Annotated in this window: 22 protein-coding genes and 1 riboswitch; of the genes, 11 read left to right on the top strand and 11 right to left on the bottom strand. The window is 75.2% G+C overall.

All coding sequences use genetic code 11. The annotated features are described in order from the left end of the window. Positions 1 to 14 precede the first annotated feature (14 nt). The 6 genes from cbiE to OH807_RS34525 all read left to right on the top strand — a co-directional run bounded on the left by cbiE (position 15) and on the right by OH807_RS34525 (position 4,540). Positions 15 to 1,250 (top strand): precorrin-6y C5,15-methyltransferase (decarboxylating) subunit CbiE, encoded by a 1,236-nt coding sequence (gene cbiE, locus OH807_RS34550; protein ID WP_406207271.1) that lies wholly within the window; start codon positions 15 to 17, stop codon positions 1,248 to 1,250. Further along, on the top strand, positions 1,247 to 2,008 hold the full coding sequence (cobM, locus tag OH807_RS34545; protein ID WP_406207268.1) for a precorrin-4 C(11)-methyltransferase: 762 nt from the start codon (positions 1,247 to 1,249) through the stop codon (positions 2,006 to 2,008). Before cbiE ends, cobM begins: the two co-directional genes overlap by 4 nt. Then, the gene (locus OH807_RS34540) at positions 2,008 to 2,841 is read left to right on the top strand and encodes a cobalt-precorrin-6A reductase (protein ID WP_406211342.1); all 834 of its coding nucleotides are present in this window, start codon (positions 2,008 to 2,010) and stop codon (positions 2,839 to 2,841) included. Before cobM ends, OH807_RS34540 begins: the two co-directional genes overlap by 1 nt. 158 nt (positions 2,842 to 2,999) lie before the next feature. After that, a complete protein-coding gene (locus OH807_RS34535; protein WP_406207265.1) occupies positions 3,000 to 3,413 on the top strand; it encodes a hypothetical protein in 414 nt (137 codons plus the stop codon). Between the two features lie 86 nt (positions 3,414 to 3,499). Beyond that, the gene (locus OH807_RS34530; RefSeq protein ID WP_406207262.1) at positions 3,500 to 4,003 is read left to right on the top strand and encodes a DinB family protein; all 504 of its coding nucleotides are present in this window, start codon (positions 3,500 to 3,502) and stop codon (positions 4,001 to 4,003) included. Between the two features lie 30 nt (positions 4,004 to 4,033). Continuing rightward, the gene (locus tag OH807_RS34525; protein WP_406207259.1) at positions 4,034 to 4,540 is read left to right on the top strand and encodes a protein phosphatase; all 507 of its coding nucleotides are present in this window, start codon (positions 4,034 to 4,036) and stop codon (positions 4,538 to 4,540) included. Between the two features lie 24 nt (positions 4,541 to 4,564). Here OH807_RS34525 and OH807_RS34520 read toward each other — a convergent pair whose 3' ends face one another. The 5 genes from OH807_RS34520 to OH807_RS34500 form a co-directional block, all read right to left on the bottom strand. Next, positions 4,565 to 6,094 carry a UDP-N-acetylglucosamine 1-carboxyvinyltransferase gene (locus tag OH807_RS34520; protein WP_406207256.1) on the bottom strand — a complete coding sequence of 510 codons (1,530 nt, stop codon included), beginning with the start codon at positions 6,092 to 6,094 and terminating at the stop codon, positions 4,565 to 4,567. A 115-nt stretch (positions 6,095 to 6,209) separates the two neighbouring features. Further along, entirely contained in the window at positions 6,210 to 7,490 is a 1,281-nt protein-coding gene (locus tag OH807_RS34515; RefSeq protein ID WP_406207253.1) for a cobalt-precorrin-5B (C(1))-methyltransferase, read from the bottom strand. 198 nt (positions 7,491 to 7,688) lie between these two features. Continuing rightward, positions 7,689 to 9,230, bottom strand: a complete 1,542-nt coding sequence (locus OH807_RS34510; protein WP_406207250.1) for a precorrin-2 C(20)-methyltransferase — start codon at positions 9,228 to 9,230, stop codon at positions 7,689 to 7,691. Further along, positions 9,227 to 9,853 carry a precorrin-8X methylmutase gene (locus OH807_RS34505; RefSeq protein ID WP_406207247.1) on the bottom strand — a complete coding sequence of 209 codons (627 nt, stop codon included), beginning with the start codon at positions 9,851 to 9,853 and terminating at the stop codon, positions 9,227 to 9,229. The genes OH807_RS34510 and OH807_RS34505 overlap by 4 nt, the downstream gene beginning before the upstream one ends. After that, positions 9,850 to 11,166: a cobalamin biosynthesis protein CobG gene (locus tag OH807_RS34500; protein ID WP_406207245.1), complete on the bottom strand. Its 1,317-nt coding sequence runs from the start codon at positions 11,164 to 11,166 to the stop codon at positions 9,850 to 9,852. The genes OH807_RS34505 and OH807_RS34500 overlap by 4 nt, the downstream gene beginning before the upstream one ends. A gap of 179 nt (positions 11,167 to 11,345) precedes the next feature. Continuing rightward, positions 11,346 to 11,431, top strand: a riboswitch (cobalamin riboswitch). A gap of 112 nt (positions 11,432 to 11,543) precedes the next feature. On the opposite strand from OH807_RS34500, the gene cobN reads away from it, so the two are divergent. Continuing rightward, on the top strand, positions 11,544 to 15,158 hold the full coding sequence (gene cobN, locus OH807_RS34495) for a cobaltochelatase subunit CobN (RefSeq protein WP_406207242.1): 3,615 nt from the start codon (positions 11,544 to 11,546) through the stop codon (positions 15,156 to 15,158). A 126-nt stretch (positions 15,159 to 15,284) separates the two neighbouring features. Here the strand turns inward: cobN and OH807_RS34490 are convergent, their stop codons facing one another. Next, entirely contained in the window at positions 15,285 to 16,454 is a 1,170-nt protein-coding gene (locus OH807_RS34490) for a hypothetical protein (RefSeq protein WP_406207239.1), read from the bottom strand. Between the two features lie 135 nt (positions 16,455 to 16,589). On the opposite strand from OH807_RS34490, the gene OH807_RS34485 reads away from it, so the two are divergent. Next, positions 16,590 to 16,796 (top strand): hypothetical protein, encoded by a 207-nt coding sequence (locus OH807_RS34485; RefSeq protein WP_406207237.1) that lies wholly within the window; start codon positions 16,590 to 16,592, stop codon positions 16,794 to 16,796. Positions 16,797 to 16,877: 81 nt separating this feature from the next. Next, positions 16,878 to 18,443 (top strand): apolipoprotein N-acyltransferase, encoded by a 1,566-nt coding sequence (gene lnt, locus OH807_RS34480; protein ID WP_406207234.1) that lies wholly within the window; start codon positions 16,878 to 16,880, stop codon positions 18,441 to 18,443. On the opposite strand, the gene OH807_RS34475 is transcribed toward lnt, so the two are convergent. The 4 genes from OH807_RS34475 to OH807_RS34460 all read right to left on the bottom strand — a co-directional run bounded on the left by OH807_RS34475 (position 18,419) and on the right by OH807_RS34460 (position 21,872). Next, complete coding sequence (locus tag OH807_RS34475) at positions 18,419 to 19,183, bottom strand: VOC family protein (RefSeq protein WP_406207232.1); 765 nt, start codon at positions 19,181 to 19,183, stop codon at positions 18,419 to 18,421. The two genes, lnt and OH807_RS34475, sit on opposite strands and share 25 nt — an antisense overlap. Before the next feature lie 146 nt (positions 19,184 to 19,329). Then, complete coding sequence (locus OH807_RS34470; protein ID WP_406207229.1) at positions 19,330 to 20,238, bottom strand: NADP-dependent oxidoreductase; 909 nt, start codon at positions 20,236 to 20,238, stop codon at positions 19,330 to 19,332. 167 nt (positions 20,239 to 20,405) lie between these two features. Then, positions 20,406 to 20,915, bottom strand: a complete 510-nt coding sequence (locus OH807_RS34465; RefSeq protein WP_406207228.1) for a DinB family protein — start codon at positions 20,913 to 20,915, stop codon at positions 20,406 to 20,408. An 87-nt stretch (positions 20,916 to 21,002) separates the two neighbouring features. After that, the gene (locus OH807_RS34460) at positions 21,003 to 21,872 is read right to left on the bottom strand and encodes a GyrI-like domain-containing protein (protein ID WP_406207226.1); all 870 of its coding nucleotides are present in this window, start codon (positions 21,870 to 21,872) and stop codon (positions 21,003 to 21,005) included. Positions 21,873 to 22,356: 484 nt separating this feature from the next. Here OH807_RS34460 and ribA point away from each other — a divergent pair, with 484 nt between their 5' ends. Further along, positions 22,357 to 23,064 (top strand): GTP cyclohydrolase II, encoded by a 708-nt coding sequence (gene ribA / locus OH807_RS34455; RefSeq protein WP_406207223.1) that lies wholly within the window; start codon positions 22,357 to 22,359, stop codon positions 23,062 to 23,064. A gap of 409 nt (positions 23,065 to 23,473) precedes the next feature. Further along, the gene (locus OH807_RS34450; RefSeq protein WP_406207220.1) at positions 23,474 to 24,487 is read left to right on the top strand and encodes an FAD-dependent oxidoreductase; all 1,014 of its coding nucleotides are present in this window, start codon (positions 23,474 to 23,476) and stop codon (positions 24,485 to 24,487) included. Positions 24,488 to 24,521: 34 nt separating this feature from the next. Here OH807_RS34450 and OH807_RS34445 read toward each other — a convergent pair whose 3' ends face one another. Next, entirely contained in the window at positions 24,522 to 25,814 is a 1,293-nt protein-coding gene (locus tag OH807_RS34445) for an ATP-grasp domain-containing protein (protein WP_406207217.1), read from the bottom strand. Positions 25,815 to 25,817: the final 3 nt, after the last annotated feature.

The following is a 25,817-nucleotide window of genomic DNA, read 5'->3' as shown; positions in this document are numbered from 1 at the left end:
CGAGGAGCCTCCCGGTGCCCGAGCTGCCACCCCCGATCACCGTCGTCGGGATCGGGGCCGACGGCTGGCCCGGCCTCGCACCCACCTCGCGCGCGGCCCTGCACACCGCCGAGGTGGTGATCGGCGGCCCCCGCCAGCTCGCCCTGCTCCCCGACGACGTCGCCGCCACCCGGATCCCCTGGCCGTCGCCGCTGCGGCCGGCCGTCCCCGGGCTGCTCGCCGAGCACGCCGCACGCCGGGTCGCGGTGCTGGCCAGCGGCGACCCGATGTTCTACGGCATCGGGCGCACGCTCGCCGAGACCGTCGGCGCCGAGCGGCTGCGCGTCCTGCCGCACCCCTCCTCCGTCTCGCACGCCTGCGCCCGGCTCGGCTGGCCGGTGGAGTCGACCGAGGTGGTCAGCCTGGTCGGCCGGCCGCTGGACGGCCTGGCGCTCGCCCTGCACCCCGGCCGCCGGCTGCTCGTCCTCAGCGCCGACGCCGCCACCCCGGCCGCCGTCGCCACCCTGCTCACCGCGCGCGGTTTCGGCTCCGCCCGGCTGCGGGTGCTGGAACAGCTCGGCGGCCCCGGCGAACGCGTGCTGGACGGCCCCGCGGACGGCTGGCCGCACCCGGCCGGCGACCCGCTCAACGTCATCGCGGTCGAGCTCGGCGACGGCCCGCGCAGCTCGCTCGTCCCGGGCCTGCGCGACGACGCGTACGAGAGCGACGGCCAGCTGACCAAGCGGCACGTCCGCGCCGCCACCCTCGCCACCCTCGCCCCCGCACCCGGCGAACTGCTCTGGGACGTCGGCGGCGGCTCCGGCTCGATCGCGATCGAGTGGCTGCGCGCCCACCGCGACAACCGGGCGGTCAGCGTCGAGCGCGACCCGGTCCGGGCCGAGCGGATCGCCCGCAACGCGGCCTCGCTGGGCGTCCCCCGGCTGCGGGTCGCCACCGGCGCCGCACCCGCCGCGCTCGCCGGTCTGCCCACCCCCGACGCGGTCTTCGTCGGCGGCGGCCTCACCGCGCCCGGGCTGCTGGACGCCTGCTGGGCGGCGCTGCCGCCGGGCGGCCGGCTGGTCGCCAACACCGTGACCCTGGAGTCGGAGGCCCTGCTCACCGAGTGGTACCGGCGGCACGGCGGCGAGTTGCTGCGCCTGGCCGTCGCGCACGCCGTGCCGGTGGGCGGGTTCACCGGCTGGCGGCAGGCCATGCCGGTCACCCAGTGGTCCGCCGTCAAGCCCCCCACCCCTCAGGAGGACGCCTCGTGACCGTCTACTTCATCGGAGCCGGCCCGGGCGCCGCCGACCTGATCACCCTGCGCGGCGCGCGCATCCTGGCCCGCGCGCAGGTCTGCCTCTACGCGGGCAGCCTCGTCCCGCGCGAGCTGCTGGCCGAGTGCCCGGCCGGGGCCCGGCTGATCGACACCGCGCAGCTGAACCTGGACCAGATCGTCGCCGAGCTGGTCGCCGCCCACGCGGCCGGCCAGGACGTCGCCCGGCTGCACTCCGGCGACCCGTCCGTGTTCAGCGCCGTCGCCGAGCAGATGCGCCGGCTGGACGCGGCCGGTGTGCCGTACGAGGTCGTCCCCGGGGTGCCCGCCTTCGCCGCCGCGGCTGCGGCGCTCAAGCGCGAGCTGACCGTGCCGACCGTCGGCCAGACCGTCATCCTCACCCGGATCGCCAAGCGGGCCACCCCGATGCCGGCCGGCGAGGACCTCGCCACCCTCGGCCGCAGCGGTGCCCTGCTGGTGCTGCACCTGGCCGCGGGGTACGTGGACGACGTGGTCGAGCAGCTGCTGCCGCACTACGGCGCCGACTGCCCCGCCGCGGTGGTCGCGATGGCCAGCCGGCCGGACGAGCTGGTGCTGCGCGGCACCGTCGGCGACATCGCCGGGCAGGTCAAGGCGGCGGGCGTGGTCCGCACCGCGGTGATCCTGGTGGGCCGGACGCTGGCCGCCGAGCAGTTCCGCGACAGCCACCTCTACTCGGCCGACCGCGAGCGCCCGCACGAGCCCTGCGGCGCGTGATGCCGCGCCACCTGCTGATCCTCGGCGGCACGACCGAGGCCCGCGCCCTCGCCGCAGCACTGACCGGAACCGCGCAGGCCGGAACCCCGCAGGCCGGTCCGTCCCCGGCAGGTCCGCCCGCGGGCACGCCGCCGCTGCGGGTCACCAGCTCGCTCGCCGGGCGCGTCGCCGCACCGCGGCTGCCCGCCGGCGAAGTCCGGATCGGCGGTTTCGGCGGCCCGGACGGGCTCGCCGCCTGGCTGCGCGCCGAGGCGGTGGACGCGGTGGTGGACGCCACGCACCCGTTCGCCGCCGTGATGTCCGGCAACGCCGCAGTCGCCGCCGCGGCGGCCGGCGTGCCGCTGCTCGTGCTGCGCCGCCCAGGCTGGGCCCCGGTCGCCGGGGACCGCTGGCACCGCGTGGCCTCGCTGGGCGCGGCCGCCGCGGCACTGCCCGCCCTCGGCCGGCGGGTGTTCCTGACCACCGGCCGGCAGGGCATCGGCGCTTTCGCCCACCTCGACGGCCTGCACTTCGTGGCCCGCTCGGTCGACCCGCCCGAGCCGCCGATGCCGGCCTCGACCGACGTCCTGCTCGACCGCGGCCCGTTCACCCTGGACGGCGAGCGGGCCCTGCTGCGGGCGCACCGGATCGACGTCGTGGTCACCAAGGACAGCGGCGGGGCGGCCACTGCGCCGAAGCTGACCGCCGCCCGCGAACTCGGCCTGCCGGTGGTCGTCGTGGACCGTCCGCCGCTGCCCGCCGGAGTCCCGGTCGCCGCCTCGGTGCCGGCCGCGGTCGACTGGCTGGCGCAGCACCTCGGCCGGGCTGCGGTGCCGGACGCCGGGCCGCAGTAGGCCCCGGGAGCGCCGGGCCCCGGTAGGCCCCGGGAGCGCCGGGCCCCGGTAGGCCCCGGGAGCGCCGGGCCCCGGTAGGCCCCGCGGCACCGGCACCGGCCGTGGTCGGCTACCGGGGGGCATGGCGGGAGCGCCGGCCGGCGTGCGAGCATGCGACCGTGCAGCTCCCCACCACCGCCGACATCGTCGAACTGATCGAGGCCGTCCGCATCGATGACCCGCACGGCTGGCCGGCCTGGACGGACACCGTGCCGGGCACCTCGATCGGCGTCTGGGAGGACGCCCAGGAGGTGCTGGCGCTGGTCACGGCGCTGCCCGCCGCACCCCGGATGCGGTGCTTCGTCCCGGGCTACGCCCTGCGCGCGCGGACCGGGGAGCACCCGGTGTTCCCCCGGGTCACCCTGTTCGAGATCGCGTTCTGCTTCCGGTGCAACGGGGCCTGGTCCTACGGTCCGGCCGTGACCGGCGACAAGGCCCTGGCGCACCAGACCTTCGACCCGGCCAGTGCTCCGGCCCGCGCCCTGCTGGACCGCTTCCGACGCGCGAACGCCGCCCTGCAGCCGACCGACTGACCCCTCCTCGGCCCGGGCAGGCCCGCCCCCGTCGGCCCTGCCGTAATCCCCGCGACACGCCGCTCCCGCGCTGCCATCATGGCGCGATGGACGACGATCAGCGCACCCGGACCCTGCAGACCGCCGGCGAACGCGAAACCCTGGCCAGTTTCCTCGACTTCCAGCGCGACACGCTCGCCATGAAGTGCGCGGGGCTCACCACCGAGCAGCTCCGCAGCCGCATCCTCCAGCCGTCCGGACTGTCACTGCTCGGGCTGGTCCGCCACCTCGCCGAGGTGGAGCGCGGCTGGTTCCGCAACGTCTTCAACAACGAGGCGAAGCCCGGTTTCTGGAAGCGCCCCGACGACAGGCTCGCCGACTTCGACGTGGAGACCGCCGACCCCGAGGAGGCGTTCGCGGCCTGGCGCGGCGAGTGCGACCACGCCAGGGAACTCGTCGCCGCCGCAGAGTCGTTGGACGTCCTGGGGTACCACGGCGAGGAGGCGCTCTCGCTCCGCTGGATCCTCACCCACATGATCGAGGAGTACGCCCGCCACAACGGGCACGCCGACCTGCTGCGCGAGCACCTCGACGGCGTGACCGGGGAGTAGCCGGGCCCCTGAAGGACGGCGGAGCAAGCGATGCGGACGCGCCGGAAGGACCGCGACACCCCGGGGCCAACGGGGGCGTGGGACGAGATCGTCCCCGGGCTCTGGATGGGCGGGCACTTCGTCACCCCGCCAAGCAAGGCGCTCGAACCCGTCGTCGTGGAGCGGCAGTTCGACCTGGTGGTGAGCCTGTTCAGCCGACCCGGGCACGGCCCGGCGGCCGGGGTGGAGCACCTGGTGCGCGAGGTGCCCGACGGGCCGCTGTCCGCCGGGCAGCTGCTGGCCGTCCAGGAGGCGGCGACGTACACGGCCGAGGCCGTGCGCCGCGGTCGCGCCACGCTGGTGCGCTGCCACTCCGGCTACAACCGCTCCGGCCTCGTCGTCGCGCAGGCCCTGGTCGAGCTGGGCCACGACGTCGACCGGGCGATCGGGCTGGTCCGCGAGCGCCGTTCGCCGTGGGCGCTGAACAATGGACTGTTCGTGGAGTACCTGACCGCCGGGCCGGGCGTCGCCGCGCTGCCGGCCGGCCTCGACGGGTGAGGCCGGCCGGCGGCGGGCGGGCCGTCAGATGTCGCGGAAGGTCTCGATCTGGGCGCCGATCGAGTTGAGGCGCTCGGCGAGGTCCTCGTAGCCGCGGTTGATGACGTACACGTTGCGCAGCACCGAGGTGCCCTTGGCGGCGAGCATCGCGAGCAGGATGACGACGGCCGGGCGCAGGGCCGGCGGGCAGACCATCTCGGCGGCGCGCCAGCGGGTGGGGCCCTGGACGAGCACGCGGTGCGGGTCGAGGAGCTTGATGTCCGCGCCGAGCCGGGTGAGTTCGGTCAGGTAGATGGCGCGGTTGTCGTAGACCCAGTCGTGGATCATCGTGGTGCCGTGGGCGGCGGCGGCGATCGCGGCGAAGAACGGCACGTTGTCGATGTTGATGCCGGGGAACGGCATCGGGTGGATGGTGTCGACCGGCGCGGTCAGCTTGGAGGGGCGCACGGTGAGGTCGACCAGCCGGGTGTGGCCGTTGGCCGCCCGGTACTCGGGGGTGCGGTCGTAGTCGAGGCCCATCCCCTCCAGCACCGCGAGCTCGATCTCCAGGAACTCGATCGGCACCCGGCGGATCGTCAGCTCGGAGGAGGTGACGACCGCCGCGGCGAGCAGGCTCATCGCCTCGACCGGGTCCTCGGCGGGGGTGTAGTCGACGTCGCGGGTGATCTCGGGGACGCCGTGCACGGTGAGGGTGGTGGTGCCGATGCCCTCGATCTTCACGCCCAGCTGCTCCAGGAAGAAGCAGAGGTCCTGGACCATGTAGTTGGGGGAGGCGTTGCGGATGACGCTGACGCCGTCGTGCCGGGCGGCGGCGAGCAGGGCGTTCTCGGTGACGGTGTCGCCGCGCTCGGTCAGCACGATCGGCCGGTCCATCGGCGTGCCGGGCTGCACGGAGGCGTGGTACGCGCCGGCGGTGGTGGCGACCTCCAGGCCGAAGCGGCGCAGCGCGGTGAGGTGCGGCTGGACGGTGCGGGTGCCGAGGTCGCAGCCGCCGGCGTACGGGATGGCGAAGGTGTCGGCGCGGTGCATCAGCGGGCCGAGGAACATCAGCACGCTGCGGGTGCGGCGGGCGGCCTCGACGTCCATCGCGGCGAGGTCGAGCTCGGCCGGCGGGGTGAGTTCGAGGTCGCGGCCGTCGTTGGTCCAGCGGCTCTTGACGCCGATGCTGGTGAGCACCTCAAGGATGCGGTAGACCTCTTCGATCCGGGCGACCTGGCGGATCGTGGTGCGGCCGGTGGTCAGCAGCGAGGCGCAGAGGATGGCCACGCAGGCGTTCTTGCTGCTGCGGACGTCGATCGCGCCGGAGAGGCGGGTGCCGCCGGCGACGCGCAGGTGCATCGGGCCGGCGTAGCCGAGGGAGACGATCTCGCTGTCGAGGGCTTCGCCGATGCGGGCGATCATCTCAAGGCTGACGTTCTGCTTGCCCTGTTCGATGCGGTTGACCGCGCTCTGGCTGGTGCCGAGCGCCTCGCCGAGCTGGGCCTGGGACCAACCACGGTGCTGACGTGCGGTGCGGATGAGGGTGCCGATACGGGTGAGGTAGTCGCCTGTCACTCGGCAGACCATATCTCATGGCTGAGATAGCACCAGAATCGACAGGGGGTACGTCACCACTTTTGTCCGTTTCTCACCCCGTATGATCGTCAGATCTTCACATCATGGCACCGGTTCAGTGCGGACCGGACGAGGGGCCTGCCGGCTCCGCCCGGCCGACGATGGTGCCGGCCCGGTCGATGCAGATGACGTCCACCGCCACCGGCGAGCCGACCAGCACGCCGAGCGCGGTCGCACGGGCCGCCTCGGCGACCATGTCACCGAGCGGGACGCCGGCCGCGCGGCAGAGCTGGATCGCCTCCAGCGCGGTGTTGGCCGCCGCCACCGCCTGCGCGAGCGCCTCGTCCGCGCCGCCCCGGCGCGCCAGCTCGGCCAGGTACCCCTTGTCCACCTGCGAGCGCGCCGAGTGCAGGTCCAGGTGGCCGGCCGCGAGCTTGGACAGCTTGGCGAACCCGCCCGCGACGGTCAGCCGCGGCACCGGGTGGCGCTTGAGGTACTTGAGCACCGCCCCGGCGAAATCGCCCATGTCCAGCAGCGCGTCCTCCGGCAGGCCGTGCTCGGCGACGGCGACCTTCTCCGAGGTCGAACCGGTGCAGCCCGCCACGTGGGTCCGCCCCGCCGCCCGCGCCACGTCGATCCCGCGCCGGATCGAGTCGATCCAGGCGGAGCAGGAGTAGGGGACGACGATGCCCGTCGTCCCGAGGATGGAGAGGCCGCCGAGGATGCCCAGCCGGGGGTTCCAGGTGGAGCGGGCGATCTCCTCGCCGTGGTCGACGGAGATCTCCACGACCACGTCCGCACGGCCACCGGAGGCGGCGGCCACCTCGGCGACCGCGTCGCGGATCATCTGCCGCGGCACCGGGTTGACGGCCGGCTCCCCGACGCCGAGCGGCAGCCCGGCCTTGGTGACCGTCCCGACCCCCGGCCCGGCCCGGAACACCACCCCGGTGCCCGGCTCGCCCGCCCACACCGTCGAGCGGATCAGCGCGCCGTGCGTCACGTCCGGATCGTCACCGGCGTCCTTGACCACCGCGGCCATCGCCCGCGCACCCGTGGGCCGCACGCCCGGCCGCGCAGCCCCCGGCTCCAAGGCTCCCGGCCGCGCAGCCCCCGGCTCCAAGGCTCCCGGCCGCGCAGCTCCCGGCTCGACGGCTTCCGGCTCCACGGCGGGCATCCCGTCGACGGCCGGCTCCTCGACGGCCAACTCCTCGGCAGCCAGCGCGAAGGCGGGCTGCTGGCCCTTCGGCAGCGTGATCACCACCGGGTCCGGGAACTCACCTGTCAGCAGCGCCGTGTACGCCGCCTTGGTCGCCGCCGTCGCACAGGCGCCGGTCGTCCACCCGTGTCGCAGCCCACTGCTCCGCAGCTGCCCGGCCCGGCCACCGACCTCGCTCACGACCACTCCCTGGAACCGCACCCGATCTCGGACGAAACGACCGCCATTGTCCCCCGCCGGCCCACCCGACGACCCACCCGGCGGGCCCACCGGGACGGCCGGAAGCACCAGGCGGGCCGGGTGGGCCGGGTGGGCCTGTGCGACGACCGTGGGCGGGGAGTCGGGCGCGCCGGCTCCCCGCTCACGGACGCCCGGGCCTCACGCCTCCGGGTAGCGCCGGGGCGTCCAGACCACCTCGGTGTCGTTGCCGCGTTCGACGGCGCGGGTCTGCGACGAGCCGATCAGCAGGATGGTCCGCATGTCGACCTGGGCGGGGTCGAGCTCGGCGAGGCGGACGGTGCGCACGCGCTCGGTGGGGCCGCCGACATCGCGGGCCATCACCACCGGGGTCTCCGGCGCGCGGTACTCCAGCAGGAGGTCGCGGGCCAGGCCGACCTGGACGGTGCGGGACTGCGAGCCCGGGTTGTAGAGGGCGAGCACGAGGTCGGCCTCGGCGGCGAGGCGCAGGCGCTTGGCGACCACGTCCCAGGGCTTGAGCCGGTCGGAGAGCGAGACGACGGCGTAGTCGTGGCCGAGCGGGGCGCCGGCCCGGGAGGCGGCCGCGTGGGCGGCGGTCATGCCGGGGACGATCCGGACGGGCACGTCGCGGTAGGCGTCCTCGCAGGCCACCTCCAGGACGGCGGTGGCCATCGCGAACACGCCCGGGTCGCCCGAGGAGACGACCGCGACCCGGTGGCCGCGGCGGGCCAGGTCGAGGGCGAACTCCGCGCGCTCGGACTCCACCTTGTTGTCGGAGCCGTGCCGCTCCTGTCCGGGGCGGACGGGCACCCGGTCCAGGTAGGTGGTGTAGCCGACCAGGTCGGTGGCGGCGGCGAGCGCGCCGCGGGCCTCCGGGGTGAGCCAGAGCGGCCCGGCCGGGCCGGTGCCGATCACCGTGACGCTGCCCGGGCCGTCGGTCACCGGGGCGGCCGGCTCCAGCGGCGCGACCTTGCTCGGCAGGACGGCCACCGAGAAGTAGGGGACGGTGTCGGCGTCCACCTCGGCCAGCGGCAGGGTCCGCTCGCCGGGCATGAAGGCCCGCTCGACGTACTGGGCGTCGGCGAGCCGGCCGGCCCGCTCCAGCGCGCTGCGGACGGCGGGGAAGGTCCGCCCCAGCTTCATGATCACGGCGGAGTCGGCGGAGGCGATCCGGGCCGTCAGCTCCTCCTCGGGCAGCGTGCCCGGGATGACGGTGAGCGTCTCCTCGGCCTCGGTGAGCGGCTGCCCGAGACGGGCGGCGGCGGCGCTGATCGACGTCACGCCGGGGACGACCTCGGTCGGGTAGCGGTGCGCGAGCCGCTTGTGCATGTGCTGGTAGGAGCCGTAGAAGAACGGGTCCCCCTCGGCGAGCACGACGACGTCGCGGCCGGCGTCCAGGTGGGCGGCGAGCCGGGCGGCCGCCTCCTCGTAGAAGTCGTCCAGCGCGCCCCGGTAGCCGCCGGGGTGGTCGGTGGTCTCGACCGTGATCGGGTAGACCAGCTTCTCCTCGACCTGGCCGCCGGTCAGGTACCGCTCGGCGATGGACCGGGCGATCGAGCGCCCGTGCCGGGCGCTGTGGTAGGCCACCACGTCGGCCTTGCCGATGAGTTCGGCGGCGCGGACGGTGACCAGGGACGGGTCACCGGGGCCGAGCCCGACGCCGTACAACCGGCCGACGGCGGGAAGGTCGGTGGCCGGACGGTCGGCCTGCTGCTCCGTCACTCTTCTTCACTCGCAATCGCGTTGATGGCGGCGGCGGCCATCGCGCTGCCGCCGCGCCGGCCCCGCACCACCAGGTGCTCCAGGCCGGACGGGTGCACGGCCAGGGCCTCCTTGGACTCGGCGGCACCGATGAAGCCGACCGGGACGCCGATCACCGCGGCCGGGCGGGGCGCACCCGCCTCGATCAGCTCCAGCAGCCGGAACAGCGAGGTCGGCGCGTTTCCGACGGCGACCACCGCACCCTCCAGCCGGGGCAGCCAGAGCTCCATGGCGGCGGCGCTGCGGGTGTTCCCCGTGCTCCGGGCCAGCTCGGGCACCGACGGGTCGGTGAGGGTGCAGATCACCTCGTTGTCGGCGGGCAGCCGCTTGCGGGTGACGCCGCTGGCGACCATGTTGACGTCGCAGAGGATCGGCGCCCCGGCGTGCAGGGCCGCCCGGGCGGCCGCGACCACACCGGGCGAGTAGACCAGGTCCTCGACCAGGTCGGTCATGCCGCAGGCGTGGATCATCCGCACCGCGACCTGGGAGACGTCGGCGGGCAGGGCGGCGAGGTCGGCCTCGGCCCGGATGGTGGCAAAGGACTGGCGGTAGATGGACGCGCCGTCCTTCTCGTACTCGATCACTTCGTGGTCCTCCGTGCCTCGGCGACCGCCTCGGCCATTTCCTCGTTCGTCACATCCACGACGGCGTCCTGCCCCCGGGAGACGCCTTGCCCCGGCGGGGCGCCTTCCGCCCGCGGCGCGCCTTCCACCGCCACCCGGTATCCCTGCCCGGTCGCCAGCACGTCGACCCACGGGCCGGCCGGGTGACCGCAGCGCCGCTCGCAGCCGGACCAGTGCACCCGCAGGCCGCCCGCCGGAGCGAGCTCCAGCGCGCGGGCCGCGTCCGTCCGGACGTCGGCCAGGGACTTGGCGCAGCCGGGCAGCCCGGTGCAGGCGCTCGCGCCGTCCCAGGCGGTGCCGGGCGCGGTGCGGAAGCCGGCCGCGGCCAGCGCGGGCAGTTGGTCGGCGGGCGCCCCGGGCAGGACGGCGCCGCGCCAGGGGGTCAGGCGCAGTTCACCGGCCGACGCCGCGGCCAGGGTCCGCCACTGCGCGGCGGTGGCCACGCCGAAGCGCAGGCCGACGGAGAGTCCGCCGGGCAGCGCGCCGAGCGGCGGGGGTGTACCGGGCAGGGCGGGGAGCGGGGCGGTACCGGGCGGCAGCAGGCCGGGCACCTCGCGCAGGTGCCAGGCCTTCCGCCCGCTCGCCCGCAGCGCGTCCAGGAACTCGCGGGCCGCGTCGAGCGCCGCCCGCACGGCTCCGGCGGCGGGGACGGCGCGCGCGGTGGCGGCCCGGCCGAGCCGCAGCAGTACCGTGCCGCCGGCGCCCGCACCCGTGTCCGCCACGTCTTCCGCACCCTCGGCGGGGCCCGCGGACGGGCCCGGGGCCGAACCTGCGATCAATGTCACATCGGCGTCGAGCGCGGCGACGTCGCCCCGCCCGTCGTCCAGCGCGAACAGGAACTTGCCGGAGAGCCCGGCCGCCCAGCCGCTCGCGCAGAGCGCCGCGTCCAGCTCGCGCGCCCAGGCCTGCACGTCGGCGTGACCGCCGGAGGGGCCGGGCGAGGCGACGATGTTGCGGACCCGCTCGTGCGTCTCGGAGGGCAGCAGCCCGGCGGCGCGCAGCCGGTCGGCCAGCTCCCGGCCGCAGTCCGAAGCCAGGCCGCGCAGCTGGACGTTGCCGCGCGAGGTGGTCTCCAGCCGGCCGTCCCCGAGGGCCTCGGCGGCCTCGGCCAGTGCGAGCGCCTGACGGCCCGTCAGCAGCCCGCCGGGCAGCCGGACCCGCGCCAGGGCGCCGTCGTCCGCCGTGTGCAGACGAAGGGCCCCCGGACAGACGTCCGCACGGCCCCGGTCGGGCACGGCGGCGCCCGGCTCGGCGGCGTCGGGTGTCGGTGGCATGGCGGCGAGCATACAGATGATCCGATGGGTTGCCCCCGTCCGTCGCGTCACACTCCCGGCTCCGCGCCGGTCGTGCCCCGGCTCCCCCACCGGGGGCACTCCCCCAGGTCAGCCGCACCCCGTACGATGCTGCCCGGGCGGCCCTCGCGGGCCGTCCGCACGCCAGCGACGGCGCAGGGGAGGAAACCGGTGCAAGCCCGGTGCGGTCCCGCCACTGTGACCGCGGTTCACCGGAGCTCCGGTCGGCCGCGGGAGCCAGGAACTCCTGCCGTCCTCCACCGCCCGGGGCGCGGACCCCGAGGAAGGCTCGAAACCATGCGCCGCCGCATGCCCGCACTCGCGGTCCTGTCCACCGACAAGGCCGGGAGGGCCTTCGCATGATTCTGCTGCTGTCCACGTCCGACACCGACCTCCTCAGCGCCCGCGCCTCCGAGGGCCCGGTGCGCTACCGCCTCGGCAACCCCGCCCGGCTCTCGCCCGAGGAGCTGCCCGCACTGCTGGAGGGCACCGACCTCGTCGTCGTCCGGCTGCTGGGCGGCCGCCGCGCCTGGCAGGAGGGCCTGGACGCGCTGCTCGCCGGCCCCCGCCCGGTCATCGTGCTCACCGGCGAGCAGGCGCCCGACGCCCAGCTGATGGAGCTGTCCACCGTCCCGGCCGGCATCGCCGCCGAGGCGCACGCCTACCTCGCGCACGGCGGCGCGGCCAACCTGGCCGAACTGGCCGCGTTCCTCTCCGACACGGTGCTGCTCACCGGCCACGGCTTCGCCGCGCCGGCCTCCGCGCCCGCCTGGGGCCCGCTGGTCCGTGAGGCCCGGACCACCGAGGGCCCGACCGTCGCGGTGCTCTACTACCGCGCCCACCACATGAGCGGGAACACCGCCTTCGTGGAGACCCTCTGCCGCGCGATCGAGGACCAGGGCGCGCAGGCCAGGGCCTACTACTGCGCCTCGCTGCGCGGCGCCGAGCAGGAGCTGCTGGCCGAGCTCGGTGCCGCCGATGTCCTCGTCACCACCGTGCTCGCCGCCGGCGGCACCCGGCCCGCCGACGCGCAGGCCGGCGGCGACGAGGAGGCCTGGGACGCGGGCGCGCTGGCCGCGCTGGACCGCCCGATCCTCCAGGCGCTCTGCCTGACCTGGTCGCGCGCCCAGTGGGAGGCCAGCGACGACGGCCTCTCCCCGCTCGACACCGCCACCCAGATCGCCGTGCCCGAGTTCGACGGCCGGCTGATCTCCGTCCCCTTCTCCTTCAAGGAGCTGGACGAGGACGGCCTCACCGTCTACGCCGCCGACCCCGAGCGCGCCGCCCGGGTCGCCGGCACCGCCGTCCGGCACGCCCGGCTCCGGCACATCCCGGCCGCCGAGCGGCGGCTCGCCCTGGTGCTCTCCGCCTACCCGACCAAGCACGCCCGGGTCGGCAACGCCGTCGGCCTGGACACCCCGGCCAGCGCGATGCGCCTGCTGGAGCGCCTGCGCGCGGAGGGCATGGACCTCGGCACCGACCTGCCCGGCCTGGACACCGTCGAGGACGGCCTGCACGAGGGCGACGCGCTCATCCACGCGCTGATCGCGGCCGGCGGCTACGACCAGGACTGGCTCACCGAGGACCAGCTGGCCCGCAACCCCGTCCGCATCCCGGCCGCCGACTACCGCCGCTGGTACGCCACGCTGCCCGCGGCGCTGCGCGCGAACGTCGAGGAGCACTGGGGCCCGGCCCCCGGCGAGCTGTACGTGGACCGCTCGCAGAACCCGGACGGCGACATCGTGCTGGCCGCGATCCGCTCCGGGAACCTCCTCGTGCTGATCCAGCCGCCGCGCGGCTTCGGCGAGAACCCGGTCGCGATCTACCACGATCCCGACCTCCCGCCGTCGCACCACTACCTGGCCGCCTACCGCTGGATCGCGGCCGCCCAGGAGGACGGCGGCTTCGGCGCCGACGCGGTGATCCACCTCGGCAAGCACGGCAACCTGGAGTGGCTGCCCGGCAAGACCGCCGCGCTCTCCGCCGAGTGCGGCCCGGACGCCGTCCTCGGCGACCTGCCGCTGATCTACCCGTTCCTGGTCAACGACCCGGGCGAGGGCACCCAGGCCAAGCGCCGCGCCCACGCCACCCTGGTCGACCACCTGGTGCCGCCGATGGCCCGCGCCGACTCCTACGGCGACATCGCACGGCTGGAGCAGCTCCTCGACGAGCACTCCAACATCGCCGCGATGGACCCGGCCAAGCTGCCCGCCATCCGCGCCCAGATCTGGACCCTGATCCAGGCCGCCAAGCTGGACCACGACCTCGGCCTGGACGAGCGCCCCGAGGACGACGGCTTCGACGACTTCCTGCTGCACGTCGACGGCTGGCTCTGCGAGATCAAGGACGCCCAGATCCGCGACGGCCTGCACGTCCTCGGCCAGGCGCCGGCCGGCACCGACCGGGTCAACATCGTGCTGGCCATCCTGCGCGCCCGGCAGATCTGGGGCGGCGTCAGCGCCCTGCCCGGCCTGCGCGAGGCGCTGGGCCTGGACGAGGCCGCCCTCACCCTGGGCGCCACCGACGCCGCCGAGGCCCAGGCCCGCGCCCTGGTCGAGGCCATGGAGGCCGAGGACTGGGCGCCGGAGGCGGTCGAGAAGGTCGCCGCCGGGCAGCCGGCCGCCGTCGCCGAGGTGCTCGCCTTCGCCGCCGCCCAGGTCGTCCCGCGCCTGGCCGCCACCACCGACGAGCTGGACGCCGTACTGCACGCCCTGCAGGGCGGCTTCGTCCCGGCCGGGCCGTCCGGCTCGCCGCTGCGCGGCCTGGTCAACGTGCTGCCGACCGGCCGCAACTTCTACTCCGTCGACCCGAAGGCGGTGCCCAGCAAGCTCGCCTGGGAGACCGGCCAGGCGCTCGCCGCCTCGCTGGTCGAGCGCTACACCGCCGACAACGACGGCGCCTACCCGCCCTCGGTCGGGCTCTCGCTCTGGGGCACCAGCGCGATGCGCACCGCCGGTGACGACATCGCCGAGGCCTTCGCCCTGCTCGGCGTCCGCCCGGTCTGGGACGACGCCTCGCGCCGGGTCACCGGCCTGGAGCCGATCTCGCTGGCCGAGCTGGGCCGCCCGCGCATCGACGTCACGCTGCGCATCTCCGGCTTCTTCCGGGACGCCTTCCCGCACGTGGTCGCCCTGCTGGACGACGCCGTGCGGCTGGCCGCCGCCCAGGAGGAGGCCGAGGCCGACAACTACGTGCGCGCCCACGTCCAGGCCGACCTCGCCGTCCACGGCGACGAGCGCAAGGCCACCGTCCGGGTCTTCGGCTCCCGCCCGGGCACCTACGGCGCCGGCCTGCTCCAGCTGATCGACAGCCGCGACTGGCGCACCGACGCCGACCTCGCCGAGGTCTACACGGTGTGGGGCGGCTACGCCTACGGGCGCGGACTGGACGGGCGGCCGGCCCGCGAGGAGATGGAGACCGCGTACAAGCGGATCACCGTCGCCGCGAAGAACACCGACACCCGCGAGCACGACATCGCCGACTCGGACGACTACTTCCAGTACCACGGCGGCATGGTGGCCACCGTCCGCGCCCTCACGGGCAAGGCCCCGACCGCCTACATCGGCGACTCGACCCGCCCGGAGACCGTCCGCACCCGCACCCTCACCGAGGAGGCGGCCCGGGTCTTCCGCGCCCGCGTGGTCAACCCGCGCTGGATCGAGGCGATGCGCCGGCACGGCTACAAGGGCGCCTTCGAGATGGCGGCGACCGTCGACTACCTGTTCGGCTACGACGCGACGACCGGCGTGGTCGCCGACTGGATGTACGAGAAGCTCACCCAGGAGTACGTGCTCGACCCGGTCAACCGCGAGTTCCTGGCCGGCGCCAACCCCTGGGCCCTGCACGGCATCAGCGAGCGCCTCCTGGAGGCGGCGAGCCGCGGCCTGTGGGAGCAGCCGGACCCGGAGCTGATCGCGCAGCTCCAGGCCGCGTTCCTGGAGACCGAGGGGGACTTGGAGGGCGACGAGGGCTGACCGCCCCCCGCCCCTCGCGGCCGCCGCCCCCGCCTCCCGCGGGCGCGGCGGCCGCGTCCGTCACACCTGCCGCAAAGGCCTGCCGTCACGCCCCTGCTGCCACGCCCCTGCCGCCAGGCCCTGCTGTCACGCCTCGCCCTCGGCCTCCCGCCACGCGGCTTCGAGGTCGACGGTCAGCCGGGCAGCCTCCTCGGAGCGGCCCGCGGCCGTCAGGATCTCCAGGCGGACGACCCGGAAGGTCATGGCGTAGCGCTCGTCCGCGGCATGCACGTCCGACAGGGCCAGCGCCTCGTCGTACCGCCCCGCCGCGACCAGGATCCGGGCCAGCACGAGGCCGACGGCCGCCACCTCCTCCGCGGCCGGCCGGAGCACCTCCTCCGCCTCGGTGAACTTGCCCTGGAGCGCGAGGGCCTGGCCGAGCCAGTGCGTGACCTCGCCGACCGCGAGGAACGGTGCCCGGCGGGCGTGCGGGTGCGCGGCCCGGCCCACCCGCTCGGCCTCCGGGAACTCGCCGGCCAGCACGAGGCCCTTGACGTACCCCCCGACACAGGTGTCGTCGTCCGGGCCGAGTTCGGCCGCCCGCCGGTGGTAGGGGAGCGCCTCGTCGAAGCGGCCGAGCCGACCGAGGTGCTCGCCCACGGACGCGGCATAGAATGCGTTTCCGGGATCCCGCAAAAGGGCGTTCTTCATGTGCAGGCAGGCCGCCTCCCGATCGCCGAGGAACGCCTCGCAGTACAGCGCGACGGTCTCTGCGGACTCCGCCGTCTCCATCTCCACGTCACGGACGTCGACCAGGACATTCATGAATTCGTCCAGGTCGAGTCGGTCGAGACAGTGCAAATAGAGACCCATCAGCCCACTGCCGAGATGCGAACCGATTTCCCTCTTCAGGAGTTCCGCCGCCTCCGCGTGACGGTCCTCGGCGAGCAGTCCCTCGGCGATCCGGGCCGCGGCGAGCTCACGGCCGCGGTGGATGTCCTGCCAGCTCGCCAGCCGGTACCGACGGCCCTGCCCGGCCGGCAGCGGCCCCGGCCTGGCGGGCGGGCTGCTCTCCAGTACCCGTGCGGCCTTCCAGCCCTCCCGGAACTCCTCCGGTGCTCCCCCGAGCGCCTCCACGATCAGCTCCAGCGCCCCCCACCTGGGCAGACGCCGCCCCGTCAGCGCCTGGTGCACGGTGCTGTGGCTGACCGCGCCCCCGGTCTGCTCGGCGATCCTGCGCGTACTCGGCTCACCGGCGTCCAGGTGCAGTTCGCGGAGCCGGCCGGCCAGATCCGCGAGCAGTCCACCGTTGTGCACGTTGTACCCCCGTATTCATGTAAACCCCTGTCAGACGTTACACCCGCCGCGTCTCGCCCGGTCCCGGTCCGTACCGTCCGGTATTTCTTTGCCTCCGGCCGTAATCGATACATTCCGGCGGGCCAGGGTCGAGCCATGACGACGAACAGCGACCGCCGGCCTTCCCGCATTTCCCGCACTCCGCGTTCCTCCCGCACTCCCCGTTCCTCTCGTTCCTCCGGCGGCGAGCAGGCCAGGTCATCGAAGCTCCGCGGGCGGCTCGGAATTGCCGTGGGCCTGCTTTCCGCGGCCGATCTCCTGGCCCGATTGATCGCCGACGTGGTCGGGCTCGTGTCGCCGTGAGGCCCCGCCCGCCCCGCCCCGGCGTCAACACCGTGTGCGCAGACGTGGCACCGAACGGCGGCCGGGCGGACAATACGGGGCATGTCACGCCGCCTCGCACCGCTCCCGCCCGCCCTCGGGGCCGCCGGCCCCCTGGACCGTGACCTCCGGGCCCACCGCTACCGCGCACGGGTGGCGGCGCTCGCCGCCGGGGCGCTGCCGGTGCTCGCCTTCCCGGGGGCGGGGCAGGCCCCGCTGGCCTGGATCGGGCTCGTCCCCGGGCTGCTGCTGATGCAGCGCGCCCCCGGGGGTCGGGAGGCGGCGGTACGCGGCTGGTGGTTCGGCGCGGGGTTCATCCTCACCGCGATGTACTGGCTGATCCCGTCCATCGGGCCGGCCCTGCCACTGCTCGCGATCGTCTTCGGCGCGCTGCAGGCCGCGCTGGGGCTGGCCGTCTGGCTGCTGCTGCACCCGCCGCTGACCACCCGTCGGGCGCTGCTCGCCCTGGTCGTCGTCCCCTCGGTCTGGCTGACCACCGAGTACGCGCGCTCCTGGCACGCCCTCGGCGGGCCGTGGGCGCTGCTCGGTGCCACCCAGTGGCAGCACCCGGCGATCCTCGCGCTCGCCTCGGCCGGCGGCGTCTGGCTGGTCAGCGCGGCCGTGGTGGCCGTCAACACCGGGGTACTGATCCTCCTGACCGCGACCGCGCGCCGGCCACGCGCCGCCGCCGCGCTCGCCACCGTCCTCGTCCTGGCCGCCGGGCCGCTGCTGTTCGCGCTGCGGGACGCGCCCGCCCGGACCGGCAGCGCCACCGTCGCCCTCGTCCAGCCCGGCATCGTCGAGGACCCGCAGGCCCGGTTCGACGCCAGTGCCACCGCCACCGCCGGGCTCGGCGGCCGCCCCGTCGACCTGGTCGTCTGGGGCGAGTCCAGCACCACCGCGGACCTGGAGCGCGACCCGGCGACGCTGGCCCTGCTGCGCCGGCTCTCCGCCACCACCGGCGCCGAGATCCTGGCCGGGGAGGACGCCCGCAAGGCCGACGGCCGGATCTCCAAGGACGCGGTGCTGATCTCGCCCGCCGGAGCCGTCGACCGCTACCGCAAGATCCGGCTGGTGCCGTTCGGCGAGTACATCCCGCTGCGCCCGCTGCTCGGCTGGATCGCCGGCGTCAGCCGGGCGGCGGGCGAGAACCGCGCACCGGGGACGGCGTTCCACGTCCTCCCGGCCACCGACCGCACCGGTGCACCGCTGCCCGTCGGGGCGCTGATCTGCTTCGAGTCGGCCTTCCCCGACATGTCCCGGACGGCCGCCCGGGACGGCGCCCGGGTGCTGGTGTACCAGTCGTCGACCTCGACCTTCCAGCGCACCTGGGCGCCCGAGCAGCACGTCTCGCTGGCCGCGATCCGCGCCGCCGAGACCGGGCGCCCGGCCGTCCAGGCCTCGCTGACCGGCGTCTCCGCCGCCTTCGACGCCCAGGGCCGGGAACTCGCCCGGCTCGGCACCGACCGCACCGGCACGCTGACCGTGCGGCTGCCGCTGACCGAGCCGTCCGGGCTGACCTGGTACGACCGGGTCGGGGACGTGGTGCCGCTGACCGCGCTCCTGGTGACGGCCGGCGCGGCGGCCGCCGCCTGGCGCCGGCGTCAGTCGTCGGCGCGCGCCCGGTAGATGCCGAAGGCCGCACCCGCCGGATCGCGCAGGACGGCGATCCGCGGACCGTCCGGCATCGAGGACGGCGGCATCAGGACGTCCGCGCCGAGGTTCCCGGCCCGGGCCGCCGTCACGTCCACGTCCTCGACGACGAAGTACGGCAGCCAGTGCGCCGGCACCTGCGGCGGGAAGCGGTCGTCCATGGTCAGCATGCCGCCGAAGTCCGCCCCGGCCAGACCCCACTGGGGGTACTGGTCGGACGGCGTGACCGTCCAGCCGAACACCGCCGGGTAGAAGGCCAGGGCGCCCCCCGGATCGCGGGTCAGCAGCTCCACCCAGCCGAGCGCGCCGGGCGCGTTGAGCACCTCGGCACCGACCAGGCGGCCGGCCTGCCAGAGGCCGAACAGCGCACCCGACGGGTCGGCCGCGATCGCGAACCGGCCGAAGTCCAGCGCGTCCATCGGTGCGACGACGATGCTCCCGCCGGCCCCCGTGATCCGGTCGGCGGTGGCGTCCGCGTCGGCGACCGCGAAGGAGATGCTCCACGCCGTCGGCTGGCCCTCCCCGAACAGCGGGCTCACCGCGGCGGCGAACGCACCGTCCAGCTTCATGAAGGTGTAGCCGCCGGCCTCCGGGCGCTCGTCGGTCTCCGCCAGCCAGCCGAAGAGTTCACCGTAGAACCGCGTGGCCGCCTTCGGGTCGGCGCTGCCGTGCTCGACCCAGCAGGGCCCGCCGGTGGTCACCTTGTCCTGCTTCATCTCGCCGTTTCTCCCTGCCCGGCCGGTACGCCCGGCCGTTGTGCGTACCCCGAGGCGTGCTCGGGCGGGCTGTTTCGAGCGATGTCCCGGCCGCAGTCCCGGCCGACGTCCCGGCCGACGTCCCGGCCGACGTCCCGGCCGACGTCTCAGCCGATGTCGAGGATCACCTTGCCGCGCGCGTGCCCGGACTCGACCAGGGACAGCGCCTCTGCGGCGTGGGCCAGCGGGTGGCGCCCGGTGATGTGCACGTCCAGCTCGCCGGCGGCCACCAGCCGCGCCAGCTCGGCGAGCGTGTCCGGGGTGGTGGACCGGGTGATGTAGCGCCCGCCGAGCTCGGCGACGGTGGCCGGGTCCACGGTGGAGACCAGCTTCGAGCGGTCGGCCAGCGTCTCGGCGGCGGCCCGCACGTCCTCCCCGCCGACCAGGTCGAGGATGCCGTCCACCCCGTCCGGCGCGGCCTCCCTGATCCGCTCGGCCACGCCGTCGCCGTAGCGCACCTGGACGGCGCCCAGCGAGCCGACGTACCCGCGGTTGGCGTCGCTCGCCGTGCCGACCACCCGGATGCCCCGGCTGCGGGCGATCTGCGCGGCCGCACTGCCGACACCGCCCGCGACACCGAGGATCAGCAGGATCTGCCCGGAGCCGACGCCGACGTCCCGGATCCCGTCGTCGGCGGTCGCGGCCGCCACCGGCAGCGTCGCCGCCTCCGCGAAGCCGAGCTCCTTCGGCTTGACCGCGCTGGCGGCGGCGATCAGCAGCGTCTGCTCGGCGAAGGCGCCCGTCGCCGCGATCCCGAACACCTCGTCGCCCGGCGTGAATCCCGTGACCCCCGGGCCGATCCGCTCGACCACGCCCGCCGCCTCCTGGCCGAGGACGGCCGGGAGCTCGCGGTCCTGCCCCAGCAGCCCGCGGCGGATCTTCCAGTCCACCGGGTTCACCCCGGCCGCCCGGACCGTGATCGCCAACCGGCCCGGTCCCGGCTCCAGCACCGGCCGGTCCAGGAACTCCTGAGTCTCCGGCCCGCCGTACCCGACGAACCCGAACGCCTTGGCCATCTTCGATCCACTCCTTCGCTGGGCCCCTCCCCGGCCCAGCATGCGGGCCGCCGGTGGCCTCGGCCCGCCGCTGCTGCGCCGAACGGGCGGGGCGGCGGGGGCGAACGCTCTCCGTCAGCTGCTCTCCGTCGGGCCCCCGGTGGCTGCCGGTTCCCGGCCGCCGGACATCAGGCGTCCCCCCGGTTGTGGTCCCCCGTCCGGCCGTCGATCAGCTCACGGAGGATGTCCATGTGTCCGGTGTGCCGGGCCGTCTCGGTGGTCATGTGGATGAGGACCCAGCGCAGCGAGACCTCGTCGCCGAACCAGGAACGGCCGAGGTCGTCGAGGTCCAGGTCCTCGATGACCTGGTCCGCCGACGCCCGGGCGCGGGCGTAGAACGTGAGGATGTCGGCGGTCGACTCGTCCGGCCCGATCGTGAGGTCGGACTCCTCGTCCTCGTCGAGGTCGAACGGCAGCGGCCCGGTCTCGCGGCCGAACGTCTCGCAGAACCAACCCAGTTCGACGCCGCCGAGGTGCTTCACCAGCCCCAGCAGCGTCGTCCCGGACGCCGTCATCGGCCGCCTCAGCTGCTCGTCGTCCAGCCCCTCCAACTTCCAGAGCACCGCGTCGCGGTGCCGGTCGAGAGCCACGAACAGGCTCTCCTTCTCCGCCCCTTGGAAGGGCACACGCTTCATCATGCGCGGACCCTAACAGCCTCCGGGCCCGCCGGCCCCACCCTGCGCCCGGCCGGCGGGGCGGTCAACACCCCACCGACCGGCGCGGGTTCACCGCGCGACCCGCTCCACCTGGATCCAGAGCTGTGCCTCCGCGTCGCCCCCGGCCAGGAAGCGGACGCGCAGGATCTCCGGCCCCGGGCGGGTCTCGTACGGATTGGACGGGAACCACTGCGTGTAGACGTCCCGCCACATCTCCTGGAGGGCCTTCGGGAAGGTCCCCGTGTTGGAGAAGACGGCCCAGGTGCCGGCCGGCACCTCACGCACGTCCAGGCCGTCCGGCACGTCGGCCTCCACGCCCGCCACCACCGCGTGGTAGTAGTCGAGTTCGACGCCCTCCTCGCGGCTGTCCGAGAAGAACTCGGTCACCGAGACGATGCCCTCCGGCTCCTGCTCCGACAGGGCCGCGATCCGGTCGATGCCCTCCTGGCCGAGCCCCTTGATGAACGAGGCGATGGCCGGGTTCACCCCCTCGTGGACGAGGGGCACCCGGGCCCGACGCCCGACCACCCGGAACGCGGGCCTCTCGACAATCCGGTACTCCATACTGCTGCTCCCTTCGACGACGAGTCGGAAGGACATCCGGGGCTGGGACTTGAGCACCGCGCCGGCACGCCGGGCCTCCCCCGGACCGATGCCGTGCATCGCCCGGAACGCCCGGGCGAACGCCTCGCCCGAGGTGTACCCGTACCGGACCGCCACGTCCAGCAACGTCCTTTCGCCGGAGAGCACTTCGGCGCCGGCGACGGTCAGCCGCCGGCGCCGCACGTACTCCGACAGCGGCATCCCGGCCAGCGCGGAGAACATCCGCCGGAAGTGGTACTCCGACGTCAGCGCGATCCGTGCCAGCTCGGCCACGTCGATCGTCGCGTCCAGGCGCTCCTCGATGTGCTCCATCGCCCGGTTCAGGTGTTCCAGCATGCCGGCCCCGTCCTTCCCTTCACTGATCACCACCGTAGGAAGGACCCACCCTGCCGCACCCGACTTCCCGTGCCCGCTCCGGTCGGGTCGCCACGGCCCGGTGGCCCGACGGCGCGACGGTTCGGCGGCCCGGCGGTTCGGCGGCGGTCCCCCTCGTCATTGAGGGCATCGCGCTGTCCATGCACGCCGGGGCGGCCTACCGGACCGCTGTTTCGTCGCCGAGTCTTCCAGTGTTAACACTGCATGTCCGGCCCCATCCACATACTGAAACCCCGTCGAACCTGCCCGGAACACGCCAGGACGCCCCGAAACACCCCGGGAATGCCCCCGGTCCCCCCGCCTCGGGGGAGGCGCCCGCCCCGGCCTCCGGCGCGATCCGTGAACGGCCTCCGACCCTGACCGCGACGAACGGCAGTTGTTCAAATTGGAACTACCGAGTACGGTCGGGAGCCGACCCACCTCACCGGTAACGGAGGCCCCGTCCATGCCGCAGTCCGCCCCGCCGCGCCCGGGCGCCGCCACGGTCCGCTCCCGCGTCCGCATCCCGCTGACCTTCCCGGACGGCTACCGCACCGAGGCCGAGGTGTTCACCTTCCACGGCCTGGCCGACGGCGCCGAGCACCTCGCGCTCGCCTTCGGCCCCACCCGGGCCCCCACCGCCCCTGCCGCCACCACGCCCGCCGGCCCCGACGACAGCGCTGCGCCCCGCCGGACGCCCCTGGTGCGGCTGCACTCGGAGTGCCTCACCGGCGACGTGTTCGGCTCGGACCGGTGCGACTGCGGCCCGCAGCTGCGCGAGTCCGTCGAGCTGATCACCGAGACCGGCGGCTACCTGCTCTACCTGCGCCAGGAGGGCCGGGGCATCGGCCTCTACAACAAGCTGGACGCCTACGCCCTCCAGGACTCCGGCCTCGACACCTACGACGCCAACACCGCACTCGGCCTGCCCGAGGACGGTCGCGACTACACCGCCGCCGCCCAGATGCTCACGGCACTCGGCGCCACCGGCATCGACCTGCTGAGCAACAACCCGGACAAGGCGGAGCAGCTCTCCACCCTCGGCATCACCGTCGAACGCCGCGTGCCGACCGGCGTCCACCTGTCCGCCAGCAACGTCCACTACCTGCGCGCCAAGGGCCGCGGAACGACCCTCTCACTCGCTCACGACCTCTTGCAGGGGCGCGTCGGCTGACCACAGGCCGATCACGGACGCCCCCCGGCCGGATCGCCGGGTGCTGCTCCCTGCTCGTTCCGGGCCGCGTGGGGTGGCTCGTCGGTCGCTCTGATGCCGTCATGCCCCCGTGGGCGCATTCTGGAGGGACCGCGGAGCACCGGGAGGCGTCCATGCAGACAGATCACCTGCCGGTCGCGGTGGTGGGCGCCGGCCCGTACGGGCTGGCCGTCGCCGCACACCTGAAGGCCCGTGGAGTGCCGACCAGGGTGTTCGGGGAGCCGATGGAGGGCTGGCGCGCGCACATGCCGGCCGGGATGTTCCTGAAGTCCACACCGCGCGCCTCCACCATCTCCGAGCCGGACGGCCGGCACCGGCTGGCCGACTTCCGGGCCGCGGAGGGGCTCCCCCGGTCGGCGACCGCTACCCGGTGCCGATCGCGGAGTTCATCGCCTACGGCGACTGGTTCCAGCAGCACTGCGTGGCGGAGCTGGAACGCACAGCGGTGCTCGGCATCGACTACGAGCCCGGTGCGTTCCGGCTGCGCCTGGGGACCGGCGAGGAGGTGGTGGGCCGGGCCGTAGTGCTGGCGACCGGGCTGACCCCGTACGCCCACGTGCCCGGGATGCTGGCCCCGCTCCGCGCGGCGGGCCTCGCCTCGCACACCTCCGAGCACGCGGACCTGGGCGTCTTCGCCGGACGCCGGGTGGCCGTGGTCGGCGCGGGGCAGTCGGCCCTGGAGAGCGCGGCCCTGCTGCACGAAATGGGGGCGGAGCCGACGGTGGTCGCGCGGACCGACCGGCTGGTCTTCGGGTGCACCCCGGAGACCGATCTGCCGGGTGCGCGGCCGCTCTCGACCCGGGTCCGGTTTCCGGCGTCGAACCTCGGCCCCGGCTGGAACCTGTTGAGCTACGCCCGTGCCCCCTGGGCGTTCCGCCACCTCCCGGACGATCTGCGGGCCCGCCAGGTCCGGACGGTCCTGGGCCCGGCCGGTGCCTGGTGGCTCCGCGAACGGGTCGAGGGCACGGGCATCGGCGGCACGGGAGTCGGCGGCACTGGCATCGGCGGCGCGGACGGCGAGGGCAAGGGTGTCCTGGTGCTCACCGGTCACTCCGTCGCGTCCGCCCGGGAGCACGGCGGGGCGGTCCGGCTCCGGATGCACGGCCGGGCGGGCGAGTTGGAGGCCGACCACGTGCTCGTGGCCACCGGCTACCGGGTCGACGTGGAGCGCCTCGACGTGCTCTCCCCCGGCGTCCGACGGGCGGTGCGGCGGACGGCACGGGGTGCGCCCCGGCTCTCCGGCTCCTTCGAGTCCTCGGTACCGGGCCTCTACTTCACCGGGCTGTCCGCCGCGGACACCTTCGGCCCGTTGCTGCGTTTCGTCTGCGGCACGGACTTCGCGGCGCGCCGGATCGCCGCAGCGGTCTCCGCCGCCCGCGGGTGAGGCACCGGCAGCGGACGGCGGGCAGGCGGGCGGCTCAGCAGGGGCGGCGGGCGGCCGACACCGCGGACAGCCGGGCGGCCGCCGCGTTGCCGGCCCGGCGCGCGGCGTACCGGGCGGCGTAGCGGGCCGCGCGGCCGCCGAACCGGGCGGCCTCGGCCAGCGCGGGCGCCGGGTCGTCCCGGCAGAGCCAGGCCCGCTCGGTGCCGCGGCTCGGGCGCAGGTCCGGCGGCACGCGGTGCAGCCGCCGCAGGCTGGAGCCGGCCGAGAGCAGGTCGAGCTGGCCGAGGCCGTAGCAGCGGGCGAGTTGCGGGCCGGCGGGCACCGGGCGCCCGGTGAGCCACAGGTGGAGGGCGCGCACGACGTCCACCCCGTCCACGGTCTCGAACAGCCGGAACTGGGCGCCGGTGCGCGGGTTGAAGTCGACCAGCTTGTAGCAGCCGTCGCGCAGGTCGAGCCGCCAGTCGAGGTCGGCGATCCCGCTGTAGCCGATCCGCCGGCAGAGCCGGGCGGCCAGCGCGGCCAGCGCGGGGTTGGCGACGGCCCGCGCCCGGGTGGTGATGCCCGCGCCGGGCGGCCAGGAGCGCAGTTTGACGCCGGTGAAGAGCGCGAGCGGCTCACCACCGGCGCCGCAGGTCAGGTGCGTGATCCAGTCCTCCGCCTGCTCGGCCGGCAGGTACTCCTGGGCGAGGACGGCGAACGGCCGGCCGCCCGGCGGGCAGTGCGACAGCAGCTCCGCCTCGTCGTGGACGACGGTGGTGTGCCCGACGACCGGCCGCTCCAGCCGGCTGAACGGCGCCCGGTTCTTCAGGACGAGCGGGTAGCCGAGCAGCCGGGCGGCGGCCAGCAGCCCGGCGCGGTCGGCGGCGGCGCGGGTGCGCGGGGTGGGCGTCCCGGTGGACTCGCAGATGTCGTACAGGCCCGCCTTGTCGGCGAGCCGCCGGGGCAGGCCGGCCTCGGTCGGGGGCAGCAGGAGGTCCGCGGAGAGCTCCGCCGCGTGCTCGGCGAGCAGGACGGCGGCCTCGTCGTCGGTGGCCACCGCCACCGCGCGGCGCCCCGTCCGGCGCCGGACCTCGCCGGCCGCCTCCCGCAGCGCGTCGAGCAGCCGGTCGCGCGGTTCGCGGCCGGTGGTGGGGCTGACGATCGCTCCGGTGAGGTAGCGGGACGCCGCGGTGGGGGTGAACCTGTCCTCCACCATCGCGTAGACCGGGACGCCGAGCCGGCCCAGCGTGCGCACCGCCCCGACGGCGCTGTGCGACTGCGGATAGTGGCCGACCTTCACCAGCAGCGCCGGAGCGCTGCGGTCGGCGGCGAGACGGCTCGGTGCCATGGT

Source organism: Kitasatospora sp. NBC_01560 (assembly GCF_045208415.1).
Taxonomy (GTDB): domain Bacteria; phylum Actinomycetota; class Actinomycetes; order Streptomycetales; family Streptomycetaceae; genus Kitasatospora.
This window is presented reverse-complemented; position numbering and strand designations above follow the sequence as displayed.

Coding starts and splice junctions, on each gene's coding strand:
- OH807_RS34445 (WP_406207217.1), bottom strand. CDS start 25,814: ATGGCACCGAGCCGTCTCGCCGCCGACCGCAGCGCTCCGGCGCTGCTG.
- ribA (WP_406207223.1), top strand. CDS start 22,357: ATGCCGCAGTCCGCCCCGCCGCGCCCGGGCGCCGCCACGGTCCGCTCC.
- OH807_RS34460 (WP_406207226.1), bottom strand. CDS start 21,872: ATGCTGGAACACCTGAACCGGGCGATGGAGCACATCGAGGAGCGCCTG.
- OH807_RS34475 (WP_406207232.1), bottom strand. CDS start 19,183: ATGAAGCAGGACAAGGTGACCACCGGCGGGCCCTGCTGGGTCGAGCAC.
- OH807_RS34470 (WP_406207229.1), bottom strand. CDS start 20,238: ATGGCCAAGGCGTTCGGGTTCGTCGGGTACGGCGGGCCGGAGACTCAG.
- OH807_RS34525 (WP_406207259.1), top strand. CDS start 4,034: ATGCGGACGCGCCGGAAGGACCGCGACACCCCGGGGCCAACGGGGGCG.
- OH807_RS34465 (WP_406207228.1), bottom strand. CDS start 20,915: ATGATGAAGCGTGTGCCCTTCCAAGGGGCGGAGAAGGAGAGCCTGTTC.
- OH807_RS34540 (WP_406211342.1), top strand. CDS start 2,008: ATGCCGCGCCACCTGCTGATCCTCGGCGGCACGACCGAGGCCCGCGCC.
- OH807_RS34530 (WP_406207262.1), top strand. CDS start 3,500: ATGGACGACGATCAGCGCACCCGGACCCTGCAGACCGCCGGCGAACGC.
- cobN (WP_406207242.1), top strand. CDS start 11,544: ATGATTCTGCTGCTGTCCACGTCCGACACCGACCTCCTCAGCGCCCGC.
- lnt (WP_406207234.1), top strand. CDS start 16,878: ATGTCACGCCGCCTCGCACCGCTCCCGCCCGCCCTCGGGGCCGCCGGC.
- OH807_RS34485 (WP_406207237.1), top strand. CDS start 16,590: ATGACGACGAACAGCGACCGCCGGCCTTCCCGCATTTCCCGCACTCCG.
- OH807_RS34500 (WP_406207245.1), bottom strand. CDS start 11,166: ATGCCACCGACACCCGACGCCGCCGAGCCGGGCGCCGCCGTGCCCGAC.